The 26,062-nt window shown below is 53.4% G+C and carries 26 protein-coding genes and 1 tRNA gene; 15 read left to right on the top strand and 12 right to left on the bottom strand.

All coding sequences use genetic code 11. The annotated features are described in order from the left end of the window. The first annotated feature begins 289 nt into the window (after nucleotides 1-289). Genes trpS through uvrC form a run of 6 tightly spaced genes read left to right on the top strand, consistent with a single transcriptional unit; the run spans nucleotide 290 to nucleotide 6,039 of the window. Nucleotides 290-1,321: a tryptophan--tRNA ligase gene (gene trpS / locus SPV1_RS08280; RefSeq protein ID WP_009850703.1), complete on the top strand. Its 1,032-nt coding sequence runs from the start codon at nucleotides 290-292 to the stop codon at nucleotides 1,319-1,321. Then, nucleotides 1,318-2,109, top strand: a complete 792-nt coding sequence (locus tag SPV1_RS08275; RefSeq protein WP_009850702.1) for a segregation and condensation protein A — start codon at nucleotides 1,318-1,320, stop codon at nucleotides 2,107-2,109. Before trpS ends, SPV1_RS08275 begins: the two co-directional genes overlap by 4 nt. Nucleotides 2,110-2,114: 5 nt before the next feature. Continuing rightward, the gene (gene scpB / locus SPV1_RS08270; RefSeq protein ID WP_009850701.1) at nucleotides 2,115-2,681 is read left to right on the top strand and encodes an SMC-Scp complex subunit ScpB; all 567 of its coding nucleotides are present in this window, start codon (nucleotides 2,115-2,117) and stop codon (nucleotides 2,679-2,681) included. Continuing rightward, nucleotides 2,674-3,543, top strand: a complete 870-nt coding sequence (locus tag SPV1_RS08265) for a pseudouridine synthase (RefSeq protein ID WP_009850700.1) — start codon at nucleotides 2,674-2,676, stop codon at nucleotides 3,541-3,543. Before scpB ends, SPV1_RS08265 begins: the two co-directional genes overlap by 8 nt. Further along, complete coding sequence (locus SPV1_RS08260; RefSeq protein ID WP_009850699.1) at nucleotides 3,521-4,204, top strand: endonuclease III domain-containing protein; 684 nt, start codon at nucleotides 3,521-3,523, stop codon at nucleotides 4,202-4,204. Before SPV1_RS08265 ends, SPV1_RS08260 begins: the two co-directional genes overlap by 23 nt. Beyond that, nucleotides 4,204-6,039 (top strand): excinuclease ABC subunit UvrC, encoded by a 1,836-nt coding sequence (gene uvrC, locus SPV1_RS08255; RefSeq protein ID WP_009850698.1) that lies wholly within the window; start codon nucleotides 4,204-4,206, stop codon nucleotides 6,037-6,039. The genes SPV1_RS08260 and uvrC overlap by 1 nt, the downstream gene beginning before the upstream one ends. Before the next feature lie 54 nt (nucleotides 6,040-6,093). Here uvrC and SPV1_RS08250 read toward each other — a convergent pair whose 3' ends face one another. Then, entirely contained in the window at nucleotides 6,094-8,052 is a 1,959-nt protein-coding gene (locus tag SPV1_RS08250; RefSeq protein ID WP_009850697.1) for an ATP-dependent helicase, read from the bottom strand. Nucleotides 8,053-8,222: 170 nt separating this feature from the next. On the opposite strand from SPV1_RS08250, the gene SPV1_RS08245 reads away from it, so the two are divergent. After that, on the top strand, nucleotides 8,223-9,617 hold the full coding sequence (locus tag SPV1_RS08245; RefSeq protein ID WP_009850696.1) for a phosphomannomutase/phosphoglucomutase: 1,395 nt from the start codon (nucleotides 8,223-8,225) through the stop codon (nucleotides 9,615-9,617). Here SPV1_RS08245 and SPV1_RS08240 read toward each other — a convergent pair. The 5 genes from SPV1_RS08240 to SPV1_RS08220 form a co-directional block, all read right to left on the bottom strand. Next, nucleotides 9,595-9,939 carry a hypothetical protein gene (locus SPV1_RS08240; RefSeq protein WP_009850695.1) on the bottom strand — a complete coding sequence of 115 codons (345 nt, stop codon included), beginning with the start codon at nucleotides 9,937-9,939 and terminating at the stop codon, nucleotides 9,595-9,597. The genes SPV1_RS08245 and SPV1_RS08240 overlap by 23 nt on opposite strands. Continuing rightward, nucleotides 9,936-10,343, bottom strand: a complete 408-nt coding sequence (gene fliS / locus SPV1_RS08235; protein ID WP_009850694.1) for a flagellar export chaperone FliS — start codon at nucleotides 10,341-10,343, stop codon at nucleotides 9,936-9,938. Before fliS ends, SPV1_RS08240 begins: the two co-directional genes overlap by 4 nt. 224 nt (nucleotides 10,344-10,567) lie before the next feature. Then, entirely contained in the window at nucleotides 10,568-12,925 is a 2,358-nt protein-coding gene (gene fliD / locus SPV1_RS08230; RefSeq protein ID WP_009850693.1) for a flagellar filament capping protein FliD, read from the bottom strand. A gap of 4 nt (nucleotides 12,926-12,929) precedes the next feature. Beyond that, entirely contained in the window at nucleotides 12,930-13,301 is a 372-nt protein-coding gene (locus tag SPV1_RS08225) for a flagellar protein FlaG (RefSeq protein WP_040881760.1), read from the bottom strand. A 70-nt stretch (nucleotides 13,302-13,371) separates the two neighbouring features. Then, the gene (locus SPV1_RS08220; protein ID WP_081441981.1) at nucleotides 13,372-14,490 is read right to left on the bottom strand and encodes a flagellin N-terminal helical domain-containing protein; all 1,119 of its coding nucleotides are present in this window, start codon (nucleotides 14,488-14,490) and stop codon (nucleotides 13,372-13,374) included. A gap of 496 nt (nucleotides 14,491-14,986) precedes the next feature. Here SPV1_RS08220 and SPV1_RS08215 point away from each other — a divergent pair, with 496 nt between their 5' ends. After that, nucleotides 14,987-15,307 (top strand): hypothetical protein, encoded by a 321-nt coding sequence (locus SPV1_RS08215; RefSeq protein ID WP_009850690.1) that lies wholly within the window; start codon nucleotides 14,987-14,989, stop codon nucleotides 15,305-15,307. Nucleotides 15,308-15,342: 35 nt separating this feature from the next. On the opposite strand, the gene mnmA is transcribed toward SPV1_RS08215, so the two are convergent. Then, nucleotides 15,343-16,467, bottom strand: a complete 1,125-nt coding sequence (mnmA, locus tag SPV1_RS08210) for a tRNA 2-thiouridine(34) synthase MnmA (protein ID WP_009850689.1) — start codon at nucleotides 16,465-16,467, stop codon at nucleotides 15,343-15,345. Nucleotides 16,468-16,655: 188 nt separating this feature from the next. On the opposite strand from mnmA, the gene SPV1_RS08205 reads away from it, so the two are divergent. The 6 genes from SPV1_RS08205 to SPV1_RS08185 all read left to right on the top strand — a co-directional run bounded on the left by SPV1_RS08205 (nucleotide 16,656) and on the right by SPV1_RS08185 (nucleotide 20,989). Then, nucleotides 16,656-16,742 (top strand) — tRNA-Leu (locus tag SPV1_RS08205). A gap of 178 nt (nucleotides 16,743-16,920) precedes the next feature. Then, the gene (locus tag SPV1_RS08200; protein WP_152909243.1) at nucleotides 16,921-17,127 is read left to right on the top strand and encodes a hypothetical protein; all 207 of its coding nucleotides are present in this window, start codon (nucleotides 16,921-16,923) and stop codon (nucleotides 17,125-17,127) included. 152 nt (nucleotides 17,128-17,279) lie between these two features. Next, nucleotides 17,280-17,417, top strand: coding sequence for a hypothetical protein (locus SPV1_RS14335; protein ID WP_155806657.1), 138 nt, complete (start codon nucleotides 17,280-17,282; stop codon nucleotides 17,415-17,417). 222 nt (nucleotides 17,418-17,639) lie between these two features. Further along, nucleotides 17,640-18,692, top strand: a complete 1,053-nt coding sequence (locus SPV1_RS08195; protein WP_009850687.1) for a type IV pilus twitching motility protein PilT — start codon at nucleotides 17,640-17,642, stop codon at nucleotides 18,690-18,692. Between the two features lie 45 nt (nucleotides 18,693-18,737). Beyond that, nucleotides 18,738-19,898, top strand: coding sequence for a PilT/PilU family type 4a pilus ATPase (locus SPV1_RS08190; protein WP_009850686.1), 1,161 nt, complete (start codon nucleotides 18,738-18,740; stop codon nucleotides 19,896-19,898). Beyond that, complete coding sequence (locus SPV1_RS08185; protein WP_009850685.1) at nucleotides 19,898-20,989, top strand: type IV pilus twitching motility protein PilT; 1,092 nt, start codon at nucleotides 19,898-19,900, stop codon at nucleotides 20,987-20,989. The genes SPV1_RS08190 and SPV1_RS08185 overlap by 1 nt, the downstream gene beginning before the upstream one ends. Before the next feature lie 3 nt (nucleotides 20,990-20,992). On the opposite strand, the gene SPV1_RS08180 is transcribed toward SPV1_RS08185, so the two are convergent. Both SPV1_RS08180 and SPV1_RS08175 read right to left on the bottom strand, forming a co-directional pair. Beyond that, on the bottom strand, nucleotides 20,993-21,334 hold the full coding sequence (locus SPV1_RS08180; RefSeq protein ID WP_009850684.1) for a hypothetical protein: 342 nt from the start codon (nucleotides 21,332-21,334) through the stop codon (nucleotides 20,993-20,995). Then, nucleotides 21,331-21,789 carry a DUF1841 family protein gene (locus SPV1_RS08175; protein ID WP_009850683.1) on the bottom strand — a complete coding sequence of 153 codons (459 nt, stop codon included), beginning with the start codon at nucleotides 21,787-21,789 and terminating at the stop codon, nucleotides 21,331-21,333. The genes SPV1_RS08180 and SPV1_RS08175 overlap by 4 nt, the downstream gene beginning before the upstream one ends. 128 nt (nucleotides 21,790-21,917) lie before the next feature. On the opposite strand from SPV1_RS08175, the gene SPV1_RS08170 reads away from it, so the two are divergent. Beyond that, the gene (locus tag SPV1_RS08170; RefSeq protein WP_009850682.1) at nucleotides 21,918-22,685 is read left to right on the top strand and encodes a class I SAM-dependent methyltransferase; all 768 of its coding nucleotides are present in this window, start codon (nucleotides 21,918-21,920) and stop codon (nucleotides 22,683-22,685) included. 106 nt (nucleotides 22,686-22,791) lie between these two features. On the opposite strand, the gene SPV1_RS08165 is transcribed toward SPV1_RS08170, so the two are convergent. From SPV1_RS08165 to SPV1_RS14515, 3 genes are all read right to left on the bottom strand, one after another. Beyond that, on the bottom strand, nucleotides 22,792-23,100 hold the full coding sequence (locus tag SPV1_RS08165) for a hypothetical protein (protein WP_018293463.1): 309 nt from the start codon (nucleotides 23,098-23,100) through the stop codon (nucleotides 22,792-22,794). A 156-nt stretch (nucleotides 23,101-23,256) separates the two neighbouring features. Beyond that, entirely contained in the window at nucleotides 23,257-25,752 is a 2,496-nt protein-coding gene (locus SPV1_RS08160) for a glycogen/starch/alpha-glucan phosphorylase (protein ID WP_009850680.1), read from the bottom strand. Nucleotides 25,753-25,843: 91 nt separating this feature from the next. Then, complete coding sequence (locus SPV1_RS14515; protein WP_009850679.1) at nucleotides 25,844-25,960, bottom strand: chalcone isomerase family protein; 117 nt, start codon at nucleotides 25,958-25,960, stop codon at nucleotides 25,844-25,846. Nucleotides 25,961-26,062: the final 102 nt, after the last annotated feature.

Here is a 26,062-nt window from a genome sequence, read left to right as displayed (position 1 = left end):
CGAATCTCCTGTCTTTTTCTGCAGCGGCATCATGACCGGCTGGCTTTGAAGACTAAGCCCCGGAAAGAGGCAGATCAGTGACAGGCAGCACAGCTTCCTGTTCAGCCATCACTCTCTTTTGCAACGGTTACAGAGCAGGATAATTAAAGCTGGATCCGCCCGACATCCAAGCCTATGTACGCCATGGCATTAACCCACATCAGCAGAAACACATCGTCTGAATCGCCTTCCACCTCCGGCTTTGTTATCGTTCGCTTAAAAGATATCGGCATATCACAAAGGGGACACCGTGAGCACAACAGATCTGACACAGGTAACATCCAAACGCATCCTTTCCGGCATGCGCCCCACAGGCAAACTGCACCTGGGCCACTACAAGGGTGTACTGGAAAACTGGCTGCAACTGCAGGAGCAGCATCAGTGCTATTTTTTCGCCGCCGACTGGCATGCCCTGACAACCGAGTACGCCAATCCCTCTATAGTCAAGGATACCATCTGGGATATGCTGATTGACTGGCTGGCTGTCGGTATCGACCCGGAGAAGGCGGTTGTATTTATCCAGTCGGAAGTGCCCGAGCATGCCGAGTTGCACCTGCTGTTTTCATTTATGACGCCACTCTCATGGCTGGAGCGGGTACCCACCTACAAGGATCAGATCGAACAGTTGCGTGAAAAGGATCTTGGCACCTATGGCTTTCTCGGCTATCCGCTGCTGCAGTCGGCCGATATTCTGATGTACCGTGCCGACGGCGTTCCGGTAGGTGAGGATCAGATTCCCCATATCGAACTAACCCGTGAAGTGGCCCGTCGCTTTAACCACCTCTATCGTCAGGGCATCCCACCTCTGTTCCCCGAACCGGAGTCATTGCTGATGCCTGCGGCAAAACTGCCGGGACTGGACGGACGCAAGATGAGCAAGTCGTATAACAACACGATCGAGCTGGGTGAAGAGTGGAAAATCACCGAAAAGAAAGTGAAAACCATGCCGACAGATCCGGCGCGCGTGCGTCGCGATGATCCCGGCACACCGGAAGCGTGCCCGGTATGGGATTTTCATAAGGTTTATTCCACCGAAGCAGAGCGCGAATGGGTGCAGGATGGCTGCACCACCGCTTCGATCGGCTGCATTGATTGCAAAATGTGCATGCTCAAACATCTGGAAGCGGAACTGCAACCCATCCGCGACCGGCGGGCGGAGATTGCCTCCAGGCCGGATGATCTGCGCGATATCGTCAAGCTCGGCAACGAGAAAGCCCGCCATGAAGCATCACGGACTATGGAAAAGGTACGTAAATCTCTGAAAATGGGCTACCGCGTATGAACACAGCTGTGCAGGCCGAGCTGTTTCCCGCCGCAGGCGATAAACAGCCGACCATGCCAGCTGTGCACCTGGATCAGTTCGAGGGGCCGCTGGATGTGCTGCTGCATCTGATCCGCAGTCAGAAGATGGACATCTTTAATGTCCCTATTGCCGAGCTGACCCGCCAGTATCTCACACTGTTACAGCAACCTTCTGATCAACAATCAGAAGATGATGAAATCAGTCTCGATCTGGATATCGCCGGAGATTATCTGGTCATGGCCAGTACGCTGATGCAGTTAAAATCGCGGATGCTGCTGCCGCGCCCCGAACTCGATGATGAGGGCAATGAGATTGATCCGCGTGCAGAGCTGGCCGCCCAGCTGATTGCTTATGAACAATACCGTTTACTGGCTGAGCAACTGGGTGAGAGGCCACGTCTGGGACGCGATCTGTTTGCCCGCTCCGTCTTCCCGGAGGCAGCCAATATCGTTCGGCCATTACCCGAGGGCGATCTGGATGCGCTGCTGATGGCCTTCCGTCACGTGCTTAAACGGGTCGGCGGTGAAGTGCGCCATCAGATCTTTGCCGAAACCATGAGCGTGCGCGAGCAGATGCGTGCGGTACTCGAGCGCCTGACATCCGGCAGCCTGCAACTCGATGAGTTGCTGCAAGATACGCCCGGTCGGGAAGCACTGGTTACCACGGTGCTGGCAATTCTGGAGTTATGGCGACAACAGAACATCAGCGTGGTGCAGAGTGACTGCTACGGCCCGGTCACACTGTTAGCCAAACAGAGTATTCATTGAGCGACATGGACACGCTGACCTCACGCATTGAGGCTATCCTGTTCGCCAGCGATGAGCCGCTGACAGTGAAGCGACTGGCAGTCATTCTCGATGATGAGACCACAGGCAGTGATATTCACACATCGCTGATGGCACTGGAAGCACATTACAGTCAGCGCGGCATCCACCTGATACAGGTGGCCGGCGGATGGCAGTTTCGCACCGCCGATACCCATGCAGAATATGTGCAGCGCCTATGGCAGGTCAGGCCCGCGCGACTGTCGCGCTCTGCGCTGGAGACGCTGGCCATCATCGCCTATCGCCAGCCAACTACGCGGGCTGAAATCGAAGCGCTGCGCGGAGTCAAAACATCCGGTAGCATCATCGCCACTCTGCAGGAGCGCGAGTGGATCAAGGTACTGGGTCGCAAGGATGTACCGGGACGGCCGCATCTGTATGGCACAGGTCGCCAGTTTCTGGTCGACTTCAACCTGAATTCACTGGACGATCTGCCCGAAGCCAGCCAGTTGCTGGATGAAGATGAAATTCAACAATTGGTCAGCCAATCAACCGAGGCGAATAACAATGAGTAACAAACCAGCGCATAAGCCGCAAAAACAGAGACCACAGAAGCAGCCACGGCGAAAGAGTCTGCCCGGCACGCGCAAATCCGCGCCAAAGTATGCGGCAGAGCCCTCCCCCGGTAACCCGGAGCGCATCAACCGCTATCTGGCCCATTGCGGCCTCTGCTCCCGTCGTGAGGCCGATCGATGGATTCAGGCCGGGCGTGTCAGCATCAATGGCCAACTGATAGAAGCGCCGGGCGTTATCGTGAAAAGCGGCGATACCGTCATGGTGGACGATAAACTGGTCGAACCGCAACAGGGACACACCTATATCCTCTACAACAAACCGAAAGGTCAGCTCTGCTCACGCCTGGACAAGAAAAAACGACCGCTGATCTATGACTTCATTGACGTTGCACCCAACGTGCAGTCAATCGGACGGCTGGATATGGATACCGAGGGGCTGTTGATGCTGACCGATGATGGTGCGCTGACGCGGGCACTGACACATCCGGCAGCAAAAGTGCCACGAGAATACCGCGCCCGCGTAGCCGGCATCGTAGAGTTGGAAACACTGGCCAAGCTGCGCCGTGGCGGCATGGATATCGGTCGCGGTGATACCAGCGATGCGTGGGAAGTCACGGTAGATTCGGAGAGTGCCGGCCACACATGGCTGAATATCATCATCCTGCGCGGCCGCTGGCGGGAAGTCCGGCGTACGCTGGAGGAGTGCGGCCATCCGGTTCGCCGTCTGATGCGCACCCGCTTCGGGCCGATCAAGCTCGATGAAGATATGCCCAAGGGTACATGGCGCGCACTCAACCGCGGCGAAATCCGTAAGCTCAGGGATCGCGTGATCAACCCGGATGCAAAAACTGACTCCGATTGAGGTCTATGAGCGGCTCTTTACCGCTTATGGACCGCAACACTGGTGGCCGGCAGAGACCCCGTTTGAGGTCATGCTCGGCGCAATTCTGACGCAGAATACAAGCTGGCAAAATGTGGAAAAAGCCATCACCAACCTGAAGGCACACGATATGCTCCACTGCGAATCTATTGCCGCCAGCAATCTGCATCAGCTGGCGGAGATGATCCGATCATCCGGCTCCTACCTGCAGAAGGCACGCTATCTGCAACATTTCTCCCAGTTCTATGTGCAAAACGGCCAACGCAGCGGACTGATAAATCGCCCGCAGAGCCTGCTACGCAAGCAGTTGCTGGCGCTGTATGGTATCGGTCCGGAAACGGCCGACTCGATCCTGCTCTATGCGTTCGATAAACCGGTGTTTGTCGTTGATGCCTATACAAAGAGACTGTTTACCCGGCTTGAGCATTTCGATCACCAACTGGCATATGACAATATACAGCACTATTTCCAGCAGCGTCTGCCGGAAAGCCTGCCGCTGTTTCAGGAGTTTCATGCCCTGATCGTCGAACATGCCAAGCGGTATTGTCGAACAAAGCCGCTGTGCAGCCAGTGCCCGCTGCTCGATCATTGCCCTACTGCCGCATGCTCAACGCTTGAGATCGGCAGCAATACAGATACCTGATGTGGGTTGAACCACCGATTGCATTAACCGCACTGCCACGCGAACCCGGTGTTTACCGCATGCTCGATCATGCGCGCAAAGTCATCTATGTCGGCAAGGCGCGCAACCTGAGAAAGCGCGTATCCAGCTATTTCCAGCGCCAGCCGGAGTCGCCGCGCACCATCGCCATGGTCAGGCAGGTCAGGGATATCGCTTTTTCCGTTACGCCATCGGAAGCCGAGGCGTTGGTGCTCGAACATAACCTGATCAAGCAGCTTAAACCGCGCTATAACGTGCTGATGAAGGATTCCAAGACCTATCCCTACATCCTGTTAAGCGATGAACCCTTTCCGAAGCTGACAATGTACCGCGGCAACCGCACTCTCCCCGGCGAATATTTCGGTCCATTCCCCAATGCAGGCGCCGTGCATCAAACGCTGCACATCATGCAGAGCATGTTTCTGCTCAGGGATTGTGAAGATGCCGTATTCAACAACCGCTCCCGCCCCTGTATGCAGCACCAGATCGGCCGCTGTTCGGCACCCTGCTGCGATATTGTGTCTAAGGCCCAATATCGAAGACAGGTGGATGAAGTTCGACAATTTCTCCGTGGCCGGGACAATGATCTGCTCAAAGGCTGGGAGCAACAGATGCAACAGGCGGCTGATGCCATGCAGTTTGAGCAGGCGGCCATATTGCGTGATCGCATTCGTGCCCTGCGCTCGGTTTTGGCCGGATCTGAAGGCGGAGATCTGCCCGACGATGCCGACGGCATCGTGCTGATCCGGCATACCACGGCTGTACTGGCCTGCATCGGCGTACGCAGAAGTGGTCGAGATCTGGGGACGCACAATATTCGTATTGATCAGGCCACTGATGCCGGGGAGCTGGAAATATTGCAGTCACTATTGATTGAGCGTTATGAAAAAGAGCTGCCGCCCGCAGATATCCTCGTCAACACATGCAAGGAGAATATTCAGGAGTTGAACCGCCTGATCGCCCTGATCAAACCCGGCAAGAAAACCGCCGTACACAGCCCCGTGCGCGGCTCCAGGCTGCAATGGTTGCAGCAGATCGGTCACTCCGGTGCGCAGATCATTGCCAGTCGCAAACAGGAAAGCCAACAACCTGCCTTTGCGGCACTGGCCGAGATGTTGGCGATGGAGGTCGTACCCGAACGTATTGCCGCAGTCGATAATGCGCATCTGGGCGGTACACAGATGGTTGCGGCCATCACCTATGCCGGCTGGCAGGGAGCCGAGAAGGATTATTATCGCCGCTACAAACTCGACGGCATCGCAGGCCAGGTCATCGAAGGCGATGATTACGGGGCCATGCAAGCCGTGCTGGAGCGCTTCTTCCGCGCCATTCGGGAAGATACCATCCCCTGCCCCGACCTGATGCTCATTGACGGCGGTCGGGGGCAACTGGGTGTAGCACTGCAGTGCGCCACAGATGCCGGTCTGCATGAGTTAAAATTGGCAGGTGTAGCCAAGGGCGACGCGCGCAGGGTTGGCGAGGAGACCATCTGGCCCGGCTGGACAGATAGTGGTGCCATCGGCATCGGCAAACCGCTTAAGCCCGGCCGCCATTCAGCGGCACTGCTGCTGATCGCCCGCGTACGCGATGAGGCGCATCGCTTTGCCGGAGCCTATATGCGCAAGCGCAAGAAGCAGAGTATGTTCACCTCGGTACTGGACACGGTTGAGGGGATAGGGCCTGCCAAGCGCATATCGCTACTCAAACATTTCGGCGGCATTGAAGGGGTCAAGAAGGCCGGTCGCAAACAGCTGGCGCAGGCCCCCGGCATATCGGATAAGCTGGCCGAGAAGATATTTCTGTCACTGCACAAATAACAGCCCAGCGATAACATCATCTGTTTGTGTTTCCAGTATTGAAATGTTTTTGAATTACTCCAGACCAAGCATTTTGCGCATGGCCGCCATGTGGTCCTGCGCCTCTTCATGCGCCTCTTCGCTGTCGGCATCCTTGTCCACCCAGCGCAGCACGGACTGATCCGGCTCCTTCAGAAACGGCGATGGCGCGCACTTTTCGATCGTGCCGAAGCGGCGACGGGTTAGCGAATAGCTGAGCGTCAGCAAAAACCGGGCGCGGGTCATCGCAACATACATCAGTCGACGCTCCTCCTCCATACGGTTTTCATCCAGCGCATTACGATGCGGGAAAATGCCCTCTTCCATCCCGATCACATAAACCTGGTCGAACTCCAGCCCCTTGGCCGCATGCACCGTCATCAAACGCACCTGTCCGGACGGATCATCATCCTGCTTCTCGGCCAGCAAAAAGATATGCTGCAGAAACTCCGTCAGGTCGCCACCGCGCTCGGTATGTATCACCCACCAGCGACGCAGCTCAAGCACATTGCTCATCCGGCGCTCAGCCACCTCCTGGTCATCAGCCTCGGCGCGAATCGCCGCTTCCAGGCGGGTCAGATCCAGCACGGCATCAAACGCATCATCCGGCTCACCGTGACGAAACTGGTGCTCCAGTCCGACGATCATATCGCCGAATTCTCGCAGTGCCTCCGCCCGCTTGTGATCGAGCTCCTCTTTCAGGCATGCCTCAAGCAACGAACAATCCTCGGCCATGGCAAAAAAGCCCAGATCACCCAACGCTTTGGAACCTATGCCGCGTCGCGGCCGGGCAATCGCCCGCATAAAAGCCAGATCATCACTGAAATTGGCGATCAGTCGCAGATAGGCCAGAATATCCTGAATCTCGGCCCGATCAAAAAAGGACATGCCGCCGCTGACATGATACGGGATGCCGGCTTCGCGCAGCGCCAGCTCAATAGAACGGGACTGGAATGAGGCGCGATAGAGCACACAATAGGCATCCCATTGACCGCCGGAGCGCGCATGATGTGATTTGATGTCGCCAGCCAGACGCCGCGCCTCTTCTTCCGGATTGGGACTGCCCCATACCCGGATCGGTTTGCCCTGACCGAGCGTGGAGCGCAGTGTTTTACCCAGCCTCTCGCTATTATTGGCAATCAGGGAGTTGGAAGCCTGCAGAATCGAGCCGGTGGAGCGGTAGTTCTCCTCCAGCCGTACCACATGCAGATTGGTGTAATCCCGCTCCAGCTGAAACAGGTTTTTCACTTCAGCCCCCCGCCAGCCGTAAATGGACTGATCATCATCGCCCACCACCGTCAGGTTACCGTCATCCGGCACCAGCAGGCGTACCAGCTGATACTGAATGCGGCTGGAATCCTGATACTCATCGACCAGGAAATAACGCGCCCGCTCACGCCAGATCGCACGCACATTGTCATGTTCGCTCAACAGTCGAAGCGGCAGCACCAGCAGATCGTCAAAATCCACGGCATTCATTTTTTCCAGCAGCGCATCATAGGTTTCACGAATCGCAGCCAGCTGATTTTCATGCACCTCCAGCAGGCCACTCTTCAGCGATGAAACACGCGATAACATGCGGTCCACCTGATCAGCATCGGCTGCCAGTTTCATCTCGGAGAGGACCGAGCGCATGACCGTTTTCTGCTCGGCTCCGGCAAACACGGAAACATTGGCCTTGCGACCGACCAGATCGGCATGCTCACGCACCATGGCCAGCCCGAGCGCATGGAAGGTACAGATGCGCAGCCCATTCGCTTTATCGCCCAGTCGCTGCTGCAGACGTTCCCGCATCTCCTTCGCAGCCTTATTGGTAAAAGTCACAGCAGTAATGGCATGATCAGGCACGTCACGCTCCACCAGAGCGGCAATGCGCTCGGTAATGACGCGTGTTTTACCGGAGCCTGCACCGGCAAGAACCAGCAATGGACCGTTGCGATAGTAGACAGCCTGATACTGGGCTTCATTCAGACCGGAAGATGAGGGAGTAGACATGGCCGTGCAGCTTAAGTCCCGTCTTTCGTATCGCAAGCAGTGTGTTTATACTCCCGGTAGAATCACAAGCGTTCACCCCAGATGATACAGCGGAAAGACGAAACAAACCGCATGCGTATGATCTGATAATAACCGGGTGGCTTGTTCAAAATAATACCAGGGACGGGTTTTTGAAGCAGTTTCCACATCACACGTTTCGTGAATACGATATTCGCGGCATTGCCGGCCGGGAAATCACCCCCGAGCTGGGCTACCGGCTGGGTATGGCATTTGCCAAAACCCTGCCCGCAGGCGAGCAGCGCCCTGTCATCGTTGGTCGTGATGTGCGCTTAAGCGGGCCGACTCTGCAGCGGGCAGTCATGCAGGGGCTCAATGACGCCGGCATTGATGTACTGGATATGGGGATGGGACCAACGCCTCTGGCCTACTATGCCGTCTTCCACCGGGATGGCGCCGGTTGTATTCAGGTCACCGCCAGCCATAACCCGGCTGATCACAACGGTTTCAAAATGATGCGGGGACGCGACAGCCTGCATGGCCATGAGATTCAGGCGCTAAAAGAGCTGATGCAGCAACAGTTACCGAAAGCGGACAAACCCGGCGTGATCACGACCATCGATATTCGCGATATTTATCATCGCCTCATCGTGGCGGATTGCCCGCTATCTCGTCCACTGAAGGTCGTAATCGATGCCGGCAACGGCCCCTCGGGTATTGTTGCAGCTCCCGCCTATCGCAGCCTGGGTTGCGAGGTGATCGAGCTCTATTGTGAGCCGGACGGCACTTTCCCGAATCACCATCCCGACCCGACCGTGGAAGCGAATATGCGTGATCTGGCAGATGCCGTGCGCGCCCATCAGGCTGATATCGGTATCGGCTTTGACGGTGATGGCGACCGTATCGGTATTGTCGATGAATGTGGCAGTTTGATTGCCGGCGATATATTACTGTTATTGCTGGCCAAACAGCTGCTCACCCGTTATCCGGGCGCTACTGTCATTTCCGAAGCCAAATCCTCACAGCACCTGTATGAAGGTATCCGGGCGGCAGGCGGCAATGCTGTTATGTGGCGCACCGGCCACTCGCTGATCAAAGCCAAAATGAAGGAGACCGGCGCACTGCTGGCCGGTGAGATGAACGGTCATTTCTTCTTTGCTGACCGGTTTTTCGGCTTTGATGACGCCGTCTATGCCGGTGCACGCATCATGCAGCTGCTGGCTGGGGGTCACCAACCTCTGTCCGGGCTGGTCGCAGCACTGCCCCGCTCCGAAACGACACCGGAGATCCGTCTGCCTTTCCCTGATGATGAAAAATTCGGCCTGGTTGCAACAGCCCGAACACACTTTGAGTCACGCGGCTATCAGATTAACAGCGTGGACGGTCTGCGCATTCAGTATGGCGACAAGGAGTCCTGGGGCTGGGCTCTGTTACGCGCTTCCAATACGGAAGCTGCAATTGTGCTGCGCTTTGAAGCGGCCAATAAAGCTCTGCTGCACGCCATAAGGGAAGAAGTGGAACAGTGGCTCAACAGCCAGATACATTTTACTGATGGTAGATCGTTGTAACCAAGTCCCTGCTACGCCGGGCCGCCTTCTCTCCGGCTTCCAGACTGGCGATATCCTCAGTCACTGCCGCCATCTGGCGGGAGAGCGTGCGCATACACCGCCTATGCCGTATATCCAGCTGTACTATTTCTTCCGCCACGGATGCCGGCGTTCCGATCTCACCCAACATGGCCAGCATGGCGGCATAATCAGCTGCAATAACAGCCGCCTCCTGCCACTGTTGCCGCTTCACCGCCCTGTTCAGATCATCCAGCCGGGTACGGCATTGAGCAAGCAACTGCGTTGCATCCGTCACTGCGAGCTGATCATCGGACGCATTCATCCAACGGCAACCTTCAGGTGTGAGCGCTGCTGTCCTGCTTGCTGCTGAGCAGACAGCTGCATCCAACCCTCACGCAGCTCCTGCACCAGACGTATCACTTCATCCACATGCTCGGTTGAAGCTGAGCACAGCCCGTTTGACAAACGATTCATCATATATATATACAGACTGGCCAGGCTCTGGGCAATATCACCACCGGCTTCCATGTTCAGACTACTGTTCAATTCGATCAGTGCCTCCACCGCTCTGCTTGTATGAGTGGCTTCAGCAGACATATCCGCAGCCAATATCGCCATTCTCGTTCTGCCCAGTGATTTAAACAGTGCCTCATAGGTCAGCAGCACCAATCCAAGCGGCCCTGCCCCTTCTACCTGATTTCCCTGATATGCCTGATAGCGTGTCATTTTTGCCTCCGTGCGGTTTGTTTGATTGAGCGATCATCGCTCTGTCCGGTTATACATATCTATCGGTAGGAAAACACTGAACTAAAATAAAAACTTCAACTATTTGCGTTTACCGGCAACCTGAAAAAGACAGCCCATATGCGACATGGCCGCATGCATTTTAATAACTAATATATGAGAAATCATCAGAACAACAATGTGTGGCCTGTATTAGCGGTCAATGATCAGGCAGCACGCGCACTGGCCAACCCGCTTGCCTGAGATAGGAAGCTGCTGGAATTCTGCAGTGAGGCCATTGCCTGCTGCATCGAACTAAACTGATTAGTAAGGGATACTCGCTGCTGCTCCATCTGCCTGGTCAGTGCATCTATTTTCGCTGTCATACTGTCAAATGTCGCCTGTTCCTGGGTCATGCTATTCTGGATCAGGCCTGTTACAGGATTCGAGTACTGATTCAGGATACCGTCAAGGGCTGATGCAATGCCTATGCCTACAGTAAGGTTACCCACAGCACCTGTTGTTGTTCCGGTATACAGCAGAGACAATCCATCCACATTCCCGGATATGCCGGTCAGCATCTGGCCGCTCCCCGTCGCAGCCAGCCCGTTGATGCTTCCGGCAACATCGGTTCCGGCAATGGTTTGATTAGCAATACCCAGGCCGTTCGCACTTTGCGAAAGACTGAATCCACTACCGCCGCCATAGGATTTTGACTCGATTGAGATCATGTTTCCGGATGCCACCGCCTGCTCTGGCAGCGCGTAACGACCATTTGTAACAATGGTATCAGCACCAAATGCCAGCGTACCACCACCCTGATTGTTGGCAGTCAGGGCAACGGAAAGTTGGCTGTCTCCCGTAGTGATGTCCGTCAGCGTCACTTTGCCGGTCGCATCTATGGTTGCACCAACTTCCTGATTAAAGGCGGACTGTATGGCTGTGAGCAGCGTCGAAACTGTATCAGTAGCAGGATTCAACACGGTAAAGCTGCTGTTTACCGCTACGCCTGAACGCCGCGTGCCGCTGATACTGATCGTATCGCCGGCAGCAACACCGAGCCCCAGAGCAGATAGCGTGGTGGAGCCGGTAGCCGGCAGTCCGCCGGCAGTCAGGGCTGTAGAAAGCTGGTGCTGCTCGGTGTAATCAGTCGATAGCTCTGCATTGAGTGCCGAAATTATCTGACTCTGCGTCTGTCCGGCAGTCAGATTTATGGCTGCCTGACGCGAGGTGCCGGTATCGGTGATTGTAACGGTTTCATTCGCGGCCAGACCTGGCGTCAGATCGGTAGTTCCCGTCAAGACAGCCTTGCTGGCCGCTTGCGTCACATTGACGCTGTAAGTACCCGATGGCGTGGTCAGTCCGTTGGTTAAAAACTGTAAACTGTTATTGGTGCTGCTACCCTGAGCGACAAAGACATCACGAATGGCCGTCGGATCATTCGCCAGAAATGTGCCAAAACGATTTTCATTAATCATCAACTGCCCGTTCATATCCGGCTCAACACCAATCATCACCAGACTGTTTCTGTCGGATGCCAGACCGGGCACGCTCTTGAACAGGCTATTCGACAAGTTGCTCTGGATCGTCGTCAGCAGTGGATCCCCTGACAGCAGACCACTGGTATTAGTCTTCGGATCGAATTTAAACTGATCGCTGATCATAGTCTGTAGACTGTTATAGGCGTCCACAAAGGACTGAACATTGGCCCGCAAAGCCTGCTGATCGATGCCGATATTCATGCTTACTGTCACAGCCGGATCGGCCTGCTTCAGGCTCAGCGTAACACCGGAAAGCGCATCGGTAATAATATTTGTAGAGCGTGTCAGACTCAGCCCGTCAATCGAGATCTGCGCATCCTGCGCAAGCTGCAAAGATTGATAGGCGTTAGTTTGTCCGGTCGCGCCCAACTGCAATGCCGCCAGTGGCCCAGCCGCATCCAGATTGGCGCCGGAAAGTGTAAAGCCAGTCGCACCGGTAGTATCGGATGCCAGAATCAGGCGGAAATCATTGGTGCCTACCTTCATCACCGAAGCACTTACACCTGTCGCGCTTGCCCCGGTATTCAACTGGTTGATATTGGCTGCAATGTCATTAAGGGAATCAGAAGGGCTGACGGTCACCGTGGAACCAGCCAACTGGAACGAACCACTCAGGTTCATAACTGTAGAAGCGCTGGCCACAGCCGTACCTGTACTGTCTTTAACGGCAACAGACGATGAAATGCGCTCAGCCTGTGCCACCTGTGAAACAATGATATTATGCTGACCCGCCGACACGCCGGATGTACCACTGACATCCAACAGGGAAGAGGCGGAAACCGCAGAAGAGCTGCTGGCAAGGCTGGCAGTGTATCCGAAAAAGGCGGTACTGTCCGCCATGCCGATGGCCGTACTGCGCAGACCGCTCACTGCATTATTTATCTGCAGCAACGCATCCTGCCTGGCCGTGATCGTGTCCTGCTTCTTCTGCAGTTGGCTGATCTCGAATTTTCGGACACCCAGCAGCCCGTCAACAGCTCCCTGAGCATCAAACCCGGCCACCTGGCCGGATATCAGACTTGCGATTGAACTCGTTGTAGCCACTTGGTCAGGCCTTTCTATCCAGCAGCAGGCCTATCATTTCACGCATAAACACGCTGTGCTGAATAAATTCCTTGGACGGTATTTCACGAATCACAGCACCGCTGTGTTTGTCCGTCACCTGAACATATAACTGTCCGAGTTTTTCTTCATAACCGAACGAAATCGCTTCATTTGAGCCTGGAAGTGATGCATTGGCTTGTTGTACCGCCTGCTGCACATCCTTTAGTGAAGCCTTTTGCTCGGGTTTGGCCTGCGCCTGTTCAGCCGAGACGGGGGGAGTTGCCTGTTGCTGATTCCCCGATCTGACTACAGCTGCCCCCATAGTCGGCGAAGAAAGCACAGGACTGCGTGGTATGCTTGAATCTATAACAGCCATGTCATTAACCTCCTTTGCCTTTATTGGGACTTAACCCTCTCCCGTTACCGGGAGAGGGTTAACCTGTCTCTTATCTGAACAGTGTCAGAACGTTCTGGGAAGCCTGGTTGGCCTGTGCCAACATGGACGTACCAGCCTGAGTCAAGATCTTGTTCTTGGTGAAGTTAGCCATTTCAGCAGCCATATCGGCATCCTTGATAGCTGATACTGAAGCAGTCGTCTGCTCGATACTGGTAGCCAGATTAGCCTGTACGAAGCCCAACTGGTTCTGGGTAGCACCAAGGTCGGCACGTTGAGTAATCAGCTTATCCAACGCAAAGCTAGCCTTGTCGATATAGTTCTGTGCATCAGTATTAGTGGTCAGGCCAGCAGTTGCCACACCACCGTATCCGGTAAACAGGCTGGCCGTGGTATAACTGTTACTCAGATTAATACTGACACGGTTCGTAGCAGCATTGTCGGCACCCACCTGGAAGCTGGATGAAGCACCGGCTGTAACATTGACTGTGCCAGCGCCACCAGTCACCAGGTTACTGTCAACCGAGAGTGTCAGACCGATATCATTGAATGCAACTGAGGACGTGGTACCGGCAGCAGGTACGGTAACGTTCACCGTCTGGGCAGTACCAGCAGCATTGGTCAGGGTGATATCAATGCCACCACCGGCATTGGTCAGCGTGCTAAGGGTGACTGCACCGCTAGCTGCACCTGTGGCCTGCACTGTAGCGCTTATACCAGCGACAGGGGCGGCCAGGGTTGCCGAGGAGCCGGAAGTACCATTGAGCAAACTGACACCATTGTAATTGGTGCTGTTAGCAATATTGTCGATCTGTGTTTCCAGCTTGATGCGCTCTGCATCCAACTTGGCCAGTTCCCCTGCATTGTTTCCAGAGGAGGCCTGGGTAGCCAGAGTCAGGATACGATTAAACATATTCTGGATTTCGTTCACACCTGCATCTGCCATCTTTACCATGGCAGTTGCCTGAGTTGCATTTTGACTGGCAGCTTTCAAACGACCAGCCTGCGCATCCAGCTTGGATGAGATCGCAAAACCGGATGAGTCATCCGCCGCACTGTTGATGCGGAAGCCGGATGACAGACGGTTCAACGACTGATCCTGTGCCATGCTGTTGGTGTTGAGGTTTTTCAGGGCGGTCATTGCCGCGTTATTGGTTTGGACTGATAGCATTTGTTCTCTCCTTAGTTTGTGTTAAACGTGAACGACATCATGCCCTGTCACGGTGGGGATTTTCCCCTTGAAGGATGTTCCTCAGCCTTCGTGTTTAAGTGTATCGGAGAGAAAAACCCGGACTTTAGAAAAAAATGCAATTATTTTTCAAAACATTTTTCTCGACGTGCAATATCCGCTTTCTTCCAACTGATATCCGACCACTGTACCATATAGTATATCGGCTCATTCCCCTGCCTACTTTAATAACTGCCAACTACTCCGGAGCCCCCCTCCTATCGGTATATATTTACTAATATATATAACCAGACATAGCGCATCCCTACGGGGTATGCAGCACAACTGATATCCGCTGCAATTAAAATTAAAGTCGACTTCAACCTGTCCGATATAATCAAGCGTAAGCGTATAAACGGTGGTACATGGACTCCTCCGCACAAGATGCAGCTCCCATTGGCAGGATGTCAGACGGGATCTGATTTTACAGGAGAAAACCATGATTATTTTACCTGCTTCCACACCTGCTGCCGTTGTCGATTTCGGCAATCTCAATCAGTCACAGCAAAATCAGGTCAGCCAGTCAGAGCAGTCGAGAAAAGCCACGGATACCGTGCAACTATCTCCCCAGTCCAGACAACTGGCCGGTGCTCAGCTGCATAACAGTCCGACACAGAATAGTCAGCCGGTCGAACTGCATATCGCCGCTGAAAAAGAGGCGACTGAAAAAGTGGCTGATAATGAGGCTGTTGAACAGGCGCGCCCTGTCAATCCGCAGACACAAAAACCGGAAACTACAAAAATAGACCTGCTCGCCTGACCGGAGTCACACTCCCCGCGGCAGAAAATCCTTACCTAGTCGACCCGGCTGACAATACCGCCACCGAGCAGTTCATCTCCGGCGTAGAAGGCTGCCACCTGCCCCGGTGCACTCGGCTTCTGCGGCTGCGCAAATGTTACGCGCAGGCTCTCATCAAAATGCTCCAGCACACAGGCTGCAGGTTGCATCTGATAGCGCACTTTTGCAGTTACCGCTTCGCCTGATTTCGGCTCTCTGATCCATACCGCCTCACTCACATCCACGCCCCCGATCATCGCATCTTCCGGGTGCGCTACTGTTACGCGCGCTGTCGCACCATCGAGCGCAACGACATGCCATGGGCCATCGGGTAATCCAAGTCCCTTGCGCTGCCCGAGCGTGTAATGCGCGATACCCTGGTGACGACCGAGAATGCGGCCTGTTGTATCGACGATATCGCCTTCCCTGAATCCGGCCTCGGCACCCTCACGTTTGAGAAATGCAATACGATCACCGGCAGGAATAAAACAGATATCCTGACTCTCATGTTTATCTGCTGTCGGCAGTTTATAAAAATGGGCCAGCCTGCGCGTATCATCCTTCTCCAGACCACCGACAGGAAACAGGATGCGCTCCGCCTGAGCCCTGTTTGTGGTTGCCAGAAAATAACTCTGATCCTTGCGTGCATCATTGCCTTTGAACAGGTGTATACCATCGTTATCGTCGCGCCGCCGTACATAGTGACCTGTTGCCACATAGGCAGCCTCGAGCTTGTCTGCAGCCTCAAGCAGCGCACCGAATTTCACAAAACGATTGCACCGCTCACAAGGATTGGGGGTACGCCCTGTTTCATAATCCTGAATAAAAGGGTCGATCACATCCCGCCGGAACTCATCTCTCATATCCATAGCATAAAATGGAATGCCGATGTGGTCGGCTACTCGCCGTGCATCATATGAGTCTTCCAGAGAGCAGCAGGAGCCGTGGCGGTTAACCTCGTCACGTGAATAATCCCAGACATTGAGAAACACCCCGATCACATCCACACCGGCCTCTTTGAGCAGCACCGCCATCACCGATGAGTCCACTCCGCCACTCATCGCGGCAATCACCCGCACGCCCTTCAACGGCGCCAGTTCCTTAATAATATTCCGTGCAATCTCTGCAATTTCATCACTCATTCGCGCAAGCTAGCATAAATGCAACACTGCAATCACCACAGCTATATTGCGCTGTTTAGACAGCTGCATTGCCGACCGAACAAAGATTCCCTCTCCGCTCGTATGTGATCATCATTGTTCGCTCTCTGCTGCTTGACAGCTTTGACGCAGATGACAATGCTTCGCGGCGTCTTCGAAACATCAGATATGCCGGAGTGATGGAATTGGTAGACGTGAAGGATTCAAAATCCTTTGCCCGCAAGGGCGTGCCGGTTCGAGTCCGGCCTCCGGTACCACTATCCAGGCTTCTCCACAATCTGACAAAGCCCGTTGAACGTTATCGTTGCGGGCTTTTTTTCTTGCCTTATTCAGCAATAACAAACTATTGTATGATCTCTGTATTCGACTAGCGTCAAAATTAATACCCTGGTCGAGCTAACAATATCGATTTAATGAATTACAAGGATGGAGATCATGAACGAGAACAAGGCTAAGTTTACTGTCGGCGAGTTGAAATCCTATCTGGCCGATCTTCCCGATGAGACGCAGCTGGTTTTTGAACATGGCCTGACTTTTTATCGCATCACTACCCGCGGAGAAAACCTGGAGCAGCTGGAATTCAAGGAGCGGTTTCTTGTCCTTGATAACGAACCTCTTTTGATTCACGCTGACGACAAATAATCTTCCGCCGCATAGACTCTACCAACAGGCATTTCCATACCTGTTGACATCAGACCAACTCCTGCACTTCCGGACCTGTGGTGATATGAATTACATCATCATGCTTTCCATGACTCATACTCCATTTCCCAACGAGGAAACAGGAGGTCATCATGGCAACAGCTTTTCATATCAAGGATCACAAAGAGCATTTAAACTTCATTCCAGAGGAATACAGAAATGAAGTAAAAATCGTGTTGTTAACGTCACTTGGGCTGGCATGTTTGAATCTGCTTTTCTTGCTCTCCTAACATACGTGAGCAGCGCCGAAGATAAATCAATATTATGATTCCATAGCCGGGTGCCTGACCGGGTCTGTTCATGACCCTCTCCTTATCCGGTTATAAAAATTTGGCAGCAACTTTGCTCTACTCCCAATCAGCGTCGGGCAGTTGTGAACTCGCATCCTTGCCGACACCATACGACACAACTATGCTCTGCATAGCTGTCAACATATCTACCGGGGAGCCAACATGGAAGTATCGGAACTGCTTGCATTTACCGTCAAAAACAAGGCATCGGATCTGCACCTGTCGTCCGGAGAGCCGCCGATGATCCGTATCAACGGCGATATGACTCGCATCAAAATGCCATCAATCGACCACCGTGAAGTGCAGGCGATGGTTTATGACATCATGAACGATGGACAGCGAAAGCATTTTGAAGAACACATGGAAATCGATTTTTCCTTCGCGCTCGGTGATATTGCCCGCTTCCGTGTCAATGCCTTTGAACAGCGTCGCGGTATGGGCGCGGTATTCCGCGTTATTCCCACCGAAGTTCTAACCCTCGACCAGCTAAACAGCCCCCAGATATTTCGCGATATCGCCATGACACCACGCGGCATCTGCCTGGTCACCGGCCCCACCGGCTCAGGTAAATCGACCACGCTGGCAGCCATGGTCAATCACCGCAATGAGAGTGAGCGCGGTCATATTCTGACCATCGAAGATCCGATCGAGTTCGTTCACCAGTCAAAAAATTCGCTGATTTCCCAGCGTGAGTTGGGACCGCACACCCACTCCTTCGCCAATGCCCTGCGCAGTGCTCTGCGTGAGGATCCAGACGTCATTCTGGTCGGCGAATTACGCGACCTGGAAACAATACGTCTGGCACTGACTGCAGCAGAGACCGGTCATATGGTATTCGGAACATTGCATACCTCATCGGCCCCCAAAACCATTGACCGTATTATCGATGTATTTCCTGCTGCTGAAAAAGAGATGGTGCGCTCGATGCTTTCCGAATCACTGCGTGCGGTCATTTCGCAATCGCTGATCAAAACTGCCGATGAAACCGGCCGTGTTGCCGCCTTTGAGATCATGCTGGGCACGCCGGCCATTCGCAACCTGATCCGTGAAAACAAGATCGCCCAGATGGTTTCAGTCATGCAGACCGGTATGCGTGAGGGCATGCAAACGCTGGATTCACACCTGCAATTGCTGGTGAAGTCGCGTAAAATAACGCTCCAGGCCGCACTGGAAAAAGCCAATAACAAGAAGTTGTTCGGTGGTGGCATGGCCTGAAAAATTGATCATCAGCCTATCTCAACAATTTAAGGAGTGCCGGGCATGAGTGCCACCAGCCAGACCAATCCCATATCGATCAAACAGTTACTCGCATTGATGGAGAAGCGCGATGCTTCCGACCTGTATATCACAGCAGGTATGGCCCCATCCTACCGGATCAATGGTTCCGTTTTCACATTGAAACAACCCCCGCTGACCGCCGCCGAGTGCGAAAGACTGGCCAGTTCGACCATGACGGAACGACAGAAGGCGGCATTTTCCGCTGAATACGAAATGAACCTCGCCCTCTCCTATCCGGACATCGGGCGTTTCCGGGTTAACATCTTCCGTCAGCGAAGCCATGTCGGTATGGTCATTCGTAAGGTAAAAACGGATGTCCCGACGATTGATCAGCTGGGCCTGCCCGAAATATTCAAGGATATCGTCATGGCATCACGCGGGCTGGTCCTGATGGTCGGTTCTACCGGCTCCGGAAAATCCACCTCTCTGGCTGCCATGATCGACTGGCGCAACTCGCATCAACCCGGTCATATTATCTCGATCGAAGATCCGATCGAATTTGTCCATGAGCATAAAAAATCCGTCATTACCCAGCGCGAAGTCGGTACCGACACGCTGGAGTATAAGGCTGCATTAAAAAATGCGCTCAGGCAGGCACCTGATGTGATTCTGATCGGCGAGATCAGGGATCGTGAAACCATGGAGCATGCACTGGAGTTCGCTGAAACAGGCCATCTGTGCATGGCAACGTTGCATGCGAACAATGCCAATCAGGCACTCGAACGGGTCATGAACTTCTTCCCGGAGGAGATGCACGCTCAGGTATGCCTGAATCTGGCTATGAATATGAAGGCAATTCTCTCCCAGCGCCTGGCTAAAACACCCGATGATGTACGTATGCCGGCAGTCGAAATCCTGATAAACACACCGCGTATTGCCGATTTGATCGGAAAATGGGACATCAGCGAGATCAAGGAAGCGATGGCAGCCGGCAAGAATTATGGCATGCAAACCTTCGATCAGGCCCTGCTGAATCTGTGGATGGAGGGGTATATCACCGAAGATGAGGCGCTTCGCCATGCCGATTCGGTCAACAATCTGCGCCTGCAGATCAAAATGGTAGACCTCAAAGACTCGAGTAGCGGAGAGAGTGACCTGGATCAGCTCACCGGCGGCAAGGACTCATCCGGACTACGCATCTGATGGAAAAACCGGCGCTGATTGATGAGCTGCTGCTCGTTGCCGGAAAAAATGGCGCTTCGGACCTGATTGTACGCACAGGTGACCGGGTGCGCATGCGCATCAATGGCGACATTGTCACCGTGCCGGCGGACAAAGTAACCGTCCCTGATCGCAACAAAACCATCGAGATGATTCGCCACCTTGTACGCGCTCTGCCTACGCAAACAGAGATCGAAACCATCAGGAATCTGGATTTTCATTACACCCTGCCGGGAGCGGCTCACTTCCGCATTCATGTGCTGCGCACCCACAACGACTTCGGCATTGTTGCGCGCCTGATTCCGGTTGATATTCCCGATTTCGCCGCCCTGCGTTTGCCGCCGGTATTCGAAGAGATTACAGGCTACCGCAACGGACTTATTCTGATGGCAGGCGCCGCCGGATCCGGAAAATCCACCTCTATGGCAGCCATGCTTAACCACATGATCCGCCACAGACCTGTGCATGCTGTATCACTGGAGGACCCGGTCGAATTTCGTTACAACAACAGCTATCGTGGCACCGTCAGCCAGCGTGAGCTGGGCAGTGATGTCGCCAGTTACAAGCAGGGGTTGAGCGACGCACTACGCGAAACACCGGATATTATCGTCGCAGGTGAAGTACGCGGCCGTGAAGAGATTCAACTGGCACTACAGGCAGCTGAAACGGGACACCTGGTCATGTCCACCGTTCACGCGACTACAGCCATCGGCACCATGCAGCGCATCATGTCCTCATTCCCACATGATGAGCAGGCTGGTATTCGCGAACGCCTGTCTGAAAACCTGCGTGCCATTATCGTTCAAAAACTGCTACCGATGAAACAGGGAAAAGGCCGTATTGTCGCACTGGAAATCATGATCAGAAACTCGGTAATCCGTCACTATATTCTCGATCCGGATCACTGGGGTGATATTGTACGCGCCATGGAAGAGGGCCATAGCCTTTACGGGTCACAAAGCTTTGACCAGCACCTCAGGCAACTGGTTGAAGATGATCTGGTCAGTTACGAACAGGCATTGGCCCATGCTGTCCACAGGGAAGATTTTGCCATGCACTTCGGCAAGTCGTAGATTCTATTTCGGCGCTGGCGGCAACGACTGCCAATGCCCCGGCACAATCTCGCCCTGCTCCCCCATATGCGCAGGCACATATACCCTGCGTTCACTATCCACCGTCTGCAGATACATAAAACCGGCAACCGCAGAAGCCACACCGAGCACAGCCGCCACCAGATAAAACCAGCGCGGGGCGCGATTGCGTTCCACCGGCGTGATATCGATAACGTCCTGCTGCTGATTGCGCTGATTTCGTACAACCAGCCATATGCGCAGTAACAATATGATATTGCGCAACATGAACATCAGCAGCGCTGGTCCGAAAAAGAAAAACAGTGCCAGAAACAGGTTACGTATCATGGCGTCACCATCTCCCGCAGACCACGGGCATAGGCTGCCACATCCGGCTCTCCCCCTGCCCGCTGGGCATAAAAGACGGTCTCGGCCAGCAACTCAAGGATTTTATGCAGCGCATCATGGCGTTCCATCCGTTTTACACTAATCAGGTGATCCAGCGCCCTCGCCATTTCAGGCGGATGTTTGGTGGCGGCCTGCTCTTCCAGAGCCAGATGCAATGAGAGATGAAGATAGGGGTTCATACCATCATCCACTTCAAAGTCGCGATCCAGAAATGTCTCCATATCATCAAAGTAGTGATGATATTCCGGATGCATTTCAATCACGCGGGCAATGCGCACCTCCAATGCATTCAACGGCAGATTGGCCTGCGCCTTATGCCATGCATCCCAGAATACCTGCCTGTGCGCCCGCAATTGCTCCCGACTCGGCCTGTTTGTTGTACCTGTATCGCTCATTCTCTCTCCGTTACCGTACCCGGCTTATACTAACACAGTAGCGCGTGCAATAAACCGGCACGATACCTGATCAGAACAGCATGCAATGCGCGTCTGGACTGGGAAAATTTCGACACTAGATTTCGCCAATGACAACAGTTGATGTAAAAGACGATAAACTAAGTCTGGATGCGACGATTGAATCGGCTATTACCCTGCTTAAAGAGCGCCATTCGGGCATTAGCGGCAACCATCTGGATATCGGTAGCGGCACCGGCAACCTGATCCGTCGTGTACAGCAGACATTCGATGTTACCAGCTCCGCGCTGGACTACAGCAATGAATTCATGGAGCTCAACCACATCGAAGTCGATGTCGTTGACCTGAACCAGGGCGCATTACCCTATCCGGACACTCACTTTGACCTGGTTACCTTCACCGAAGTAGCCGAACATCTGGAAAATTACCGGGCAATTGTGCGCGAAATATATCGCATATTGAAACCGGGCGGCGTGGTCATCATCACCACGCCCAATGTACTGAACATGAAATCGCGCATGCGCTTTCTGACCACCGGCTTCTGGAGTATGTTCGGCCCCCTGCATGTCGGCGAGACAGCTATTGAAAGTACAGGAGGCCACATTACACCGATCCCCTATCCCTATCTGGCTCATGCGCTAATGAGCGCGGGCTTCGACATGCCGCATGTAACCACTGACAAGATGCAGTTTCCTTCGCTCTATTGGCTTATTCTGTTTTATATTCCGATCCGGCTGTTCGCATCACTTGCATGGAAAAAAGAGCGCGGCAAATACAAAACGCTGGATCGCTTCAACGAACCGGTTATCAATCAGATCAACACAGTCGGGATGCTGCTGGGCAGGAGTATTGTGGTCAGCGCAACAAAACCCATATAACGATCATGCGAAGAATGAGGCTGCCAGCGAAAGCTTGACTGCCTTATTACCATGCCAACATGACAAAGCCGGCGAGTAGTCAACCGCAGAAAGGTACTCCATATAACTATTTACTGTTCAGCCATCCACGAATGGCTTCTCGCGCCGGCTCCGTGACCTGATCGATGACAGGACGGATATCAAAATCACGGTTCCTGTCCCATGTTTCGGCGATTGCATTACCACAACGCTCCAGCAGCCGGTCATACTGATCGGCATCGGATGCCAGACAAATCAGAGCAGCCAGAATCATCGGATCATCCATATGCCCCAAGTACACGGCGGCATTTTCCCTAAGACAGGCATCTTCATCCTTGTCAGCCAGCACCGTCAATAAGAAACCGGCATGTGAACTCTGCGAATCATCGTCAGTCATCAGCGCTCCTGGTAAACGTTTCATTTATCATCTTGTCCCATGTAAGACTGCATGAGACTCATACTATCAACAGATTATGGCGTATTATGCATAGAATGAAAAATAAAAAGCGCGGAGATTTCCCCCCGCGCTTCTCTATTTAAATCTGCTCCCTACTTATGCGGATGCTGGCCGAATGGACTGCAACTTCCAGATCTCGCGATTATAATCTTCCATCGTCCGATCGGTAGAGAATTTGCCGCTGTAGGCGGTGTTAAGGATACTCATCTTCACCCAGGACTCCTGATCGCGATAAGCCTCAGCAGCACGCTGCTGTGCATCGACATAGGAGCGGAAATCGGCTGCAACCAACCACGGATCATTACAGCTGCGAATAGCTCCGCAGATACCTGCGAACAAACCAGGTTCAAACTGACTGAAGTGACCGCACTCCAACAAGTTCATTACACGCAGAAAATCTTCATCTGAGGCAATAATGGCGTTCGGGTCGTAGTGCCCGCGCGATTTTTCCACCTCTTCTGCCGTCAGTCCGAACAGGAAGAAGTTTTCGTCGCCGACTTCTTCACGGATTTCAATATTGGCACCATCAAGTGTACCAATCGTCAAAGCGCCGTTCATCATGAACTTCATATTTCCGGTGCCCGATGCTTCCTTGCCGGCAGTGGAAATCTGCTCGGACAAGTCTGCCGCCGGGCAAATGACTTCCATCGCCGAGACCCTGTAATTAGGGAAGAATACCACTTTCAGCTTGTCGCCCACGGCAGGGTCATGGTTGACCACATCAGCCACATTGCTAACCAGCTTGATAATCTGCTTGGCCATGTAGTAACCCGGTGCAGCCTTGCCGCCAATCAATACGCAGCGAGGCGTCCAGTTTTCCGTATCCCCGCGTTTGATACGATCATACAGGTGAATCACATGCAGCACATTCAACAGCTGGCGCTTGTATTCATGAATACGCTTCACCTGAACATCGAACATGGCATCCGGAGCAAAATCCACACCGCATGTACTCTTCACCAGTTTAGCCAAACGCACCTTGTTCTCGCGTTTACAATCCGCCCACTGCTTGCGGAATTCGGCATTTTCAATGGATGGGGCCAGCTTGCGCAACTGCTGCAGATCGGTAATCCAGGCATCGCCAATCGTGTTATTAATCAAACTGGAGAGCGGCTTGTTGCACCATGCCATCCAGCGACGCTGAGTTACGCCATTGGTCTTGTTATTGAATTTTTCCGGCCACATGTCGTAAAAATCCTTGAACAGGCCCTCAACCAGCAGATCCGAGTGCAACTGCGCCACACCATTTACTGAAAAGCTGCCGATAATCGCCAGGTATGCCATGCGCACCTGCTGTACATCACCCTCTTCGATAATCGACATACGACGCTGACGCTCCACGTCACCCGGCCACTTTTCCGCCACTTTGGACAGGAACTGGGCATTGATGCCATAAATGATATCCAGCAAGCGAGGCAGCAGGCGACCAAACAGGTGAACCGGCCAGCGCTCCAGCGCCTCCGGTAACAGCGTGTGGTTAGTATAAGCCATTGTTTTTGTCGTAATGGCCCAGGCATCATCCCACTCCAGACGATACTCATCCATCAACAGGCGCATCAACTCCGCCACAGAGACAGTCGGATGCGTATCATTCAATTGAAAAACGTTCTTATCGGCAAATGTACTGAAATCTTCGCCATGCTCTCTGGTCCATTGACGAAGAACATCCTTGATGCTGGCCGAAGCGAGGAAGTATTGTTGCCTGAGGCGCAACTCCTTGCCATTTTCACTGGCGTCATTCGGATAGAGCACCATAGAAATATCTTCAGCATGGTTTTTCGCCGACACCGCCTCGGTATAATCACCAGCATTGAATTCACTCAGATCAAACTCATCGGTAGCCGCAGATTTCCACAAGCGCAAAGTATTCACCGTGTGATTCTTGTAACCCGGAATCGGCGTATCATAAGGAATAGCCAGCACATCCTGGGTATCTGTCCAGCGCATACGCACTTTACCCTGATCATCATGATAACGTTCTGAGCGCCCGCCAAAATGGACGCGTTGGGTATATTCCGGGCGGGTAATCTCCCAGACATTACCGTAATTCAACCAGTGATCCGGTTCTTCAACCTGATACCCGTTGTGAATCAGCTGGCGAAACATGCCATATTCATAGCGAATCCCGTAACCGGTAACCGGTAAACTCAATGTTGCGCAGCTATCAATAAAACAGGCAGCCAAACGCCCAAGACCGCCATTACCAAGGCCCGCATCACGCTCCAACTCGACTTTTTCCTCGTAGCTCAAACCAAGCTGGTGCATGGCATCTGCCACATTATCGTCCAGTCCCAGATTAAGAATGGCATTGCCCAGCGCACGCCCCATCAGAAATTCAAGCGACATATAATAGGCGCGCTTGCCATCTTTTTTGAGGTATGCGTCCTTGGTATCCTTCCAGTTTTCCATCAGATGATCGCGGATGGTGTAAGCAAGCGCCTGATACTTATAGTGATTGGCATGGCTCTCGGTATGCTGTCCCAGCGTGCGCAAATAGTGGCGTTGAATTCCTTTAACCAGGCTGGCGGCATCTTTGTCCAGTGGCGGAACGTCGGTTATTTCTTGCTGGTGTGATACGATATCATCTGACATTGAATAGCTACCTTTGGTGATACATTTATGTGCCGGGCAGGCTGGCCATGCAGCTGTTTCAAGTCAATGCAACAGACACATATGAAACAAATCAACGCACCTGAGCTATGCGTTGAATGCCTTGCAACATCGCACCTTTGAGCTGCTTGTCTGCCGACCTGTTGCCCAGCCAGATCTCCAGCAGAGCATTCATAAAAGTCAGCCCCATAACACAACACAGCCCATGACACCGATGCCTGTTCTCCATCTCCCGGCCATGTTCATGCACTGATACTCCTGGCATCTAATATCTAAAAACCATACTTATTTT

Source organism: Mariprofundus ferrooxydans PV-1 (assembly GCF_000153765.1).
In the GTDB taxonomy this organism is placed as follows: Bacteria; Pseudomonadota; Zetaproteobacteria; order Mariprofundales; family Mariprofundaceae; genus Mariprofundus; species Mariprofundus ferrooxydans.
The sequence above is the reverse complement of the archived record's forward strand: the minus strand, read 5'-3'. Positions and strand labels throughout refer to the sequence as shown.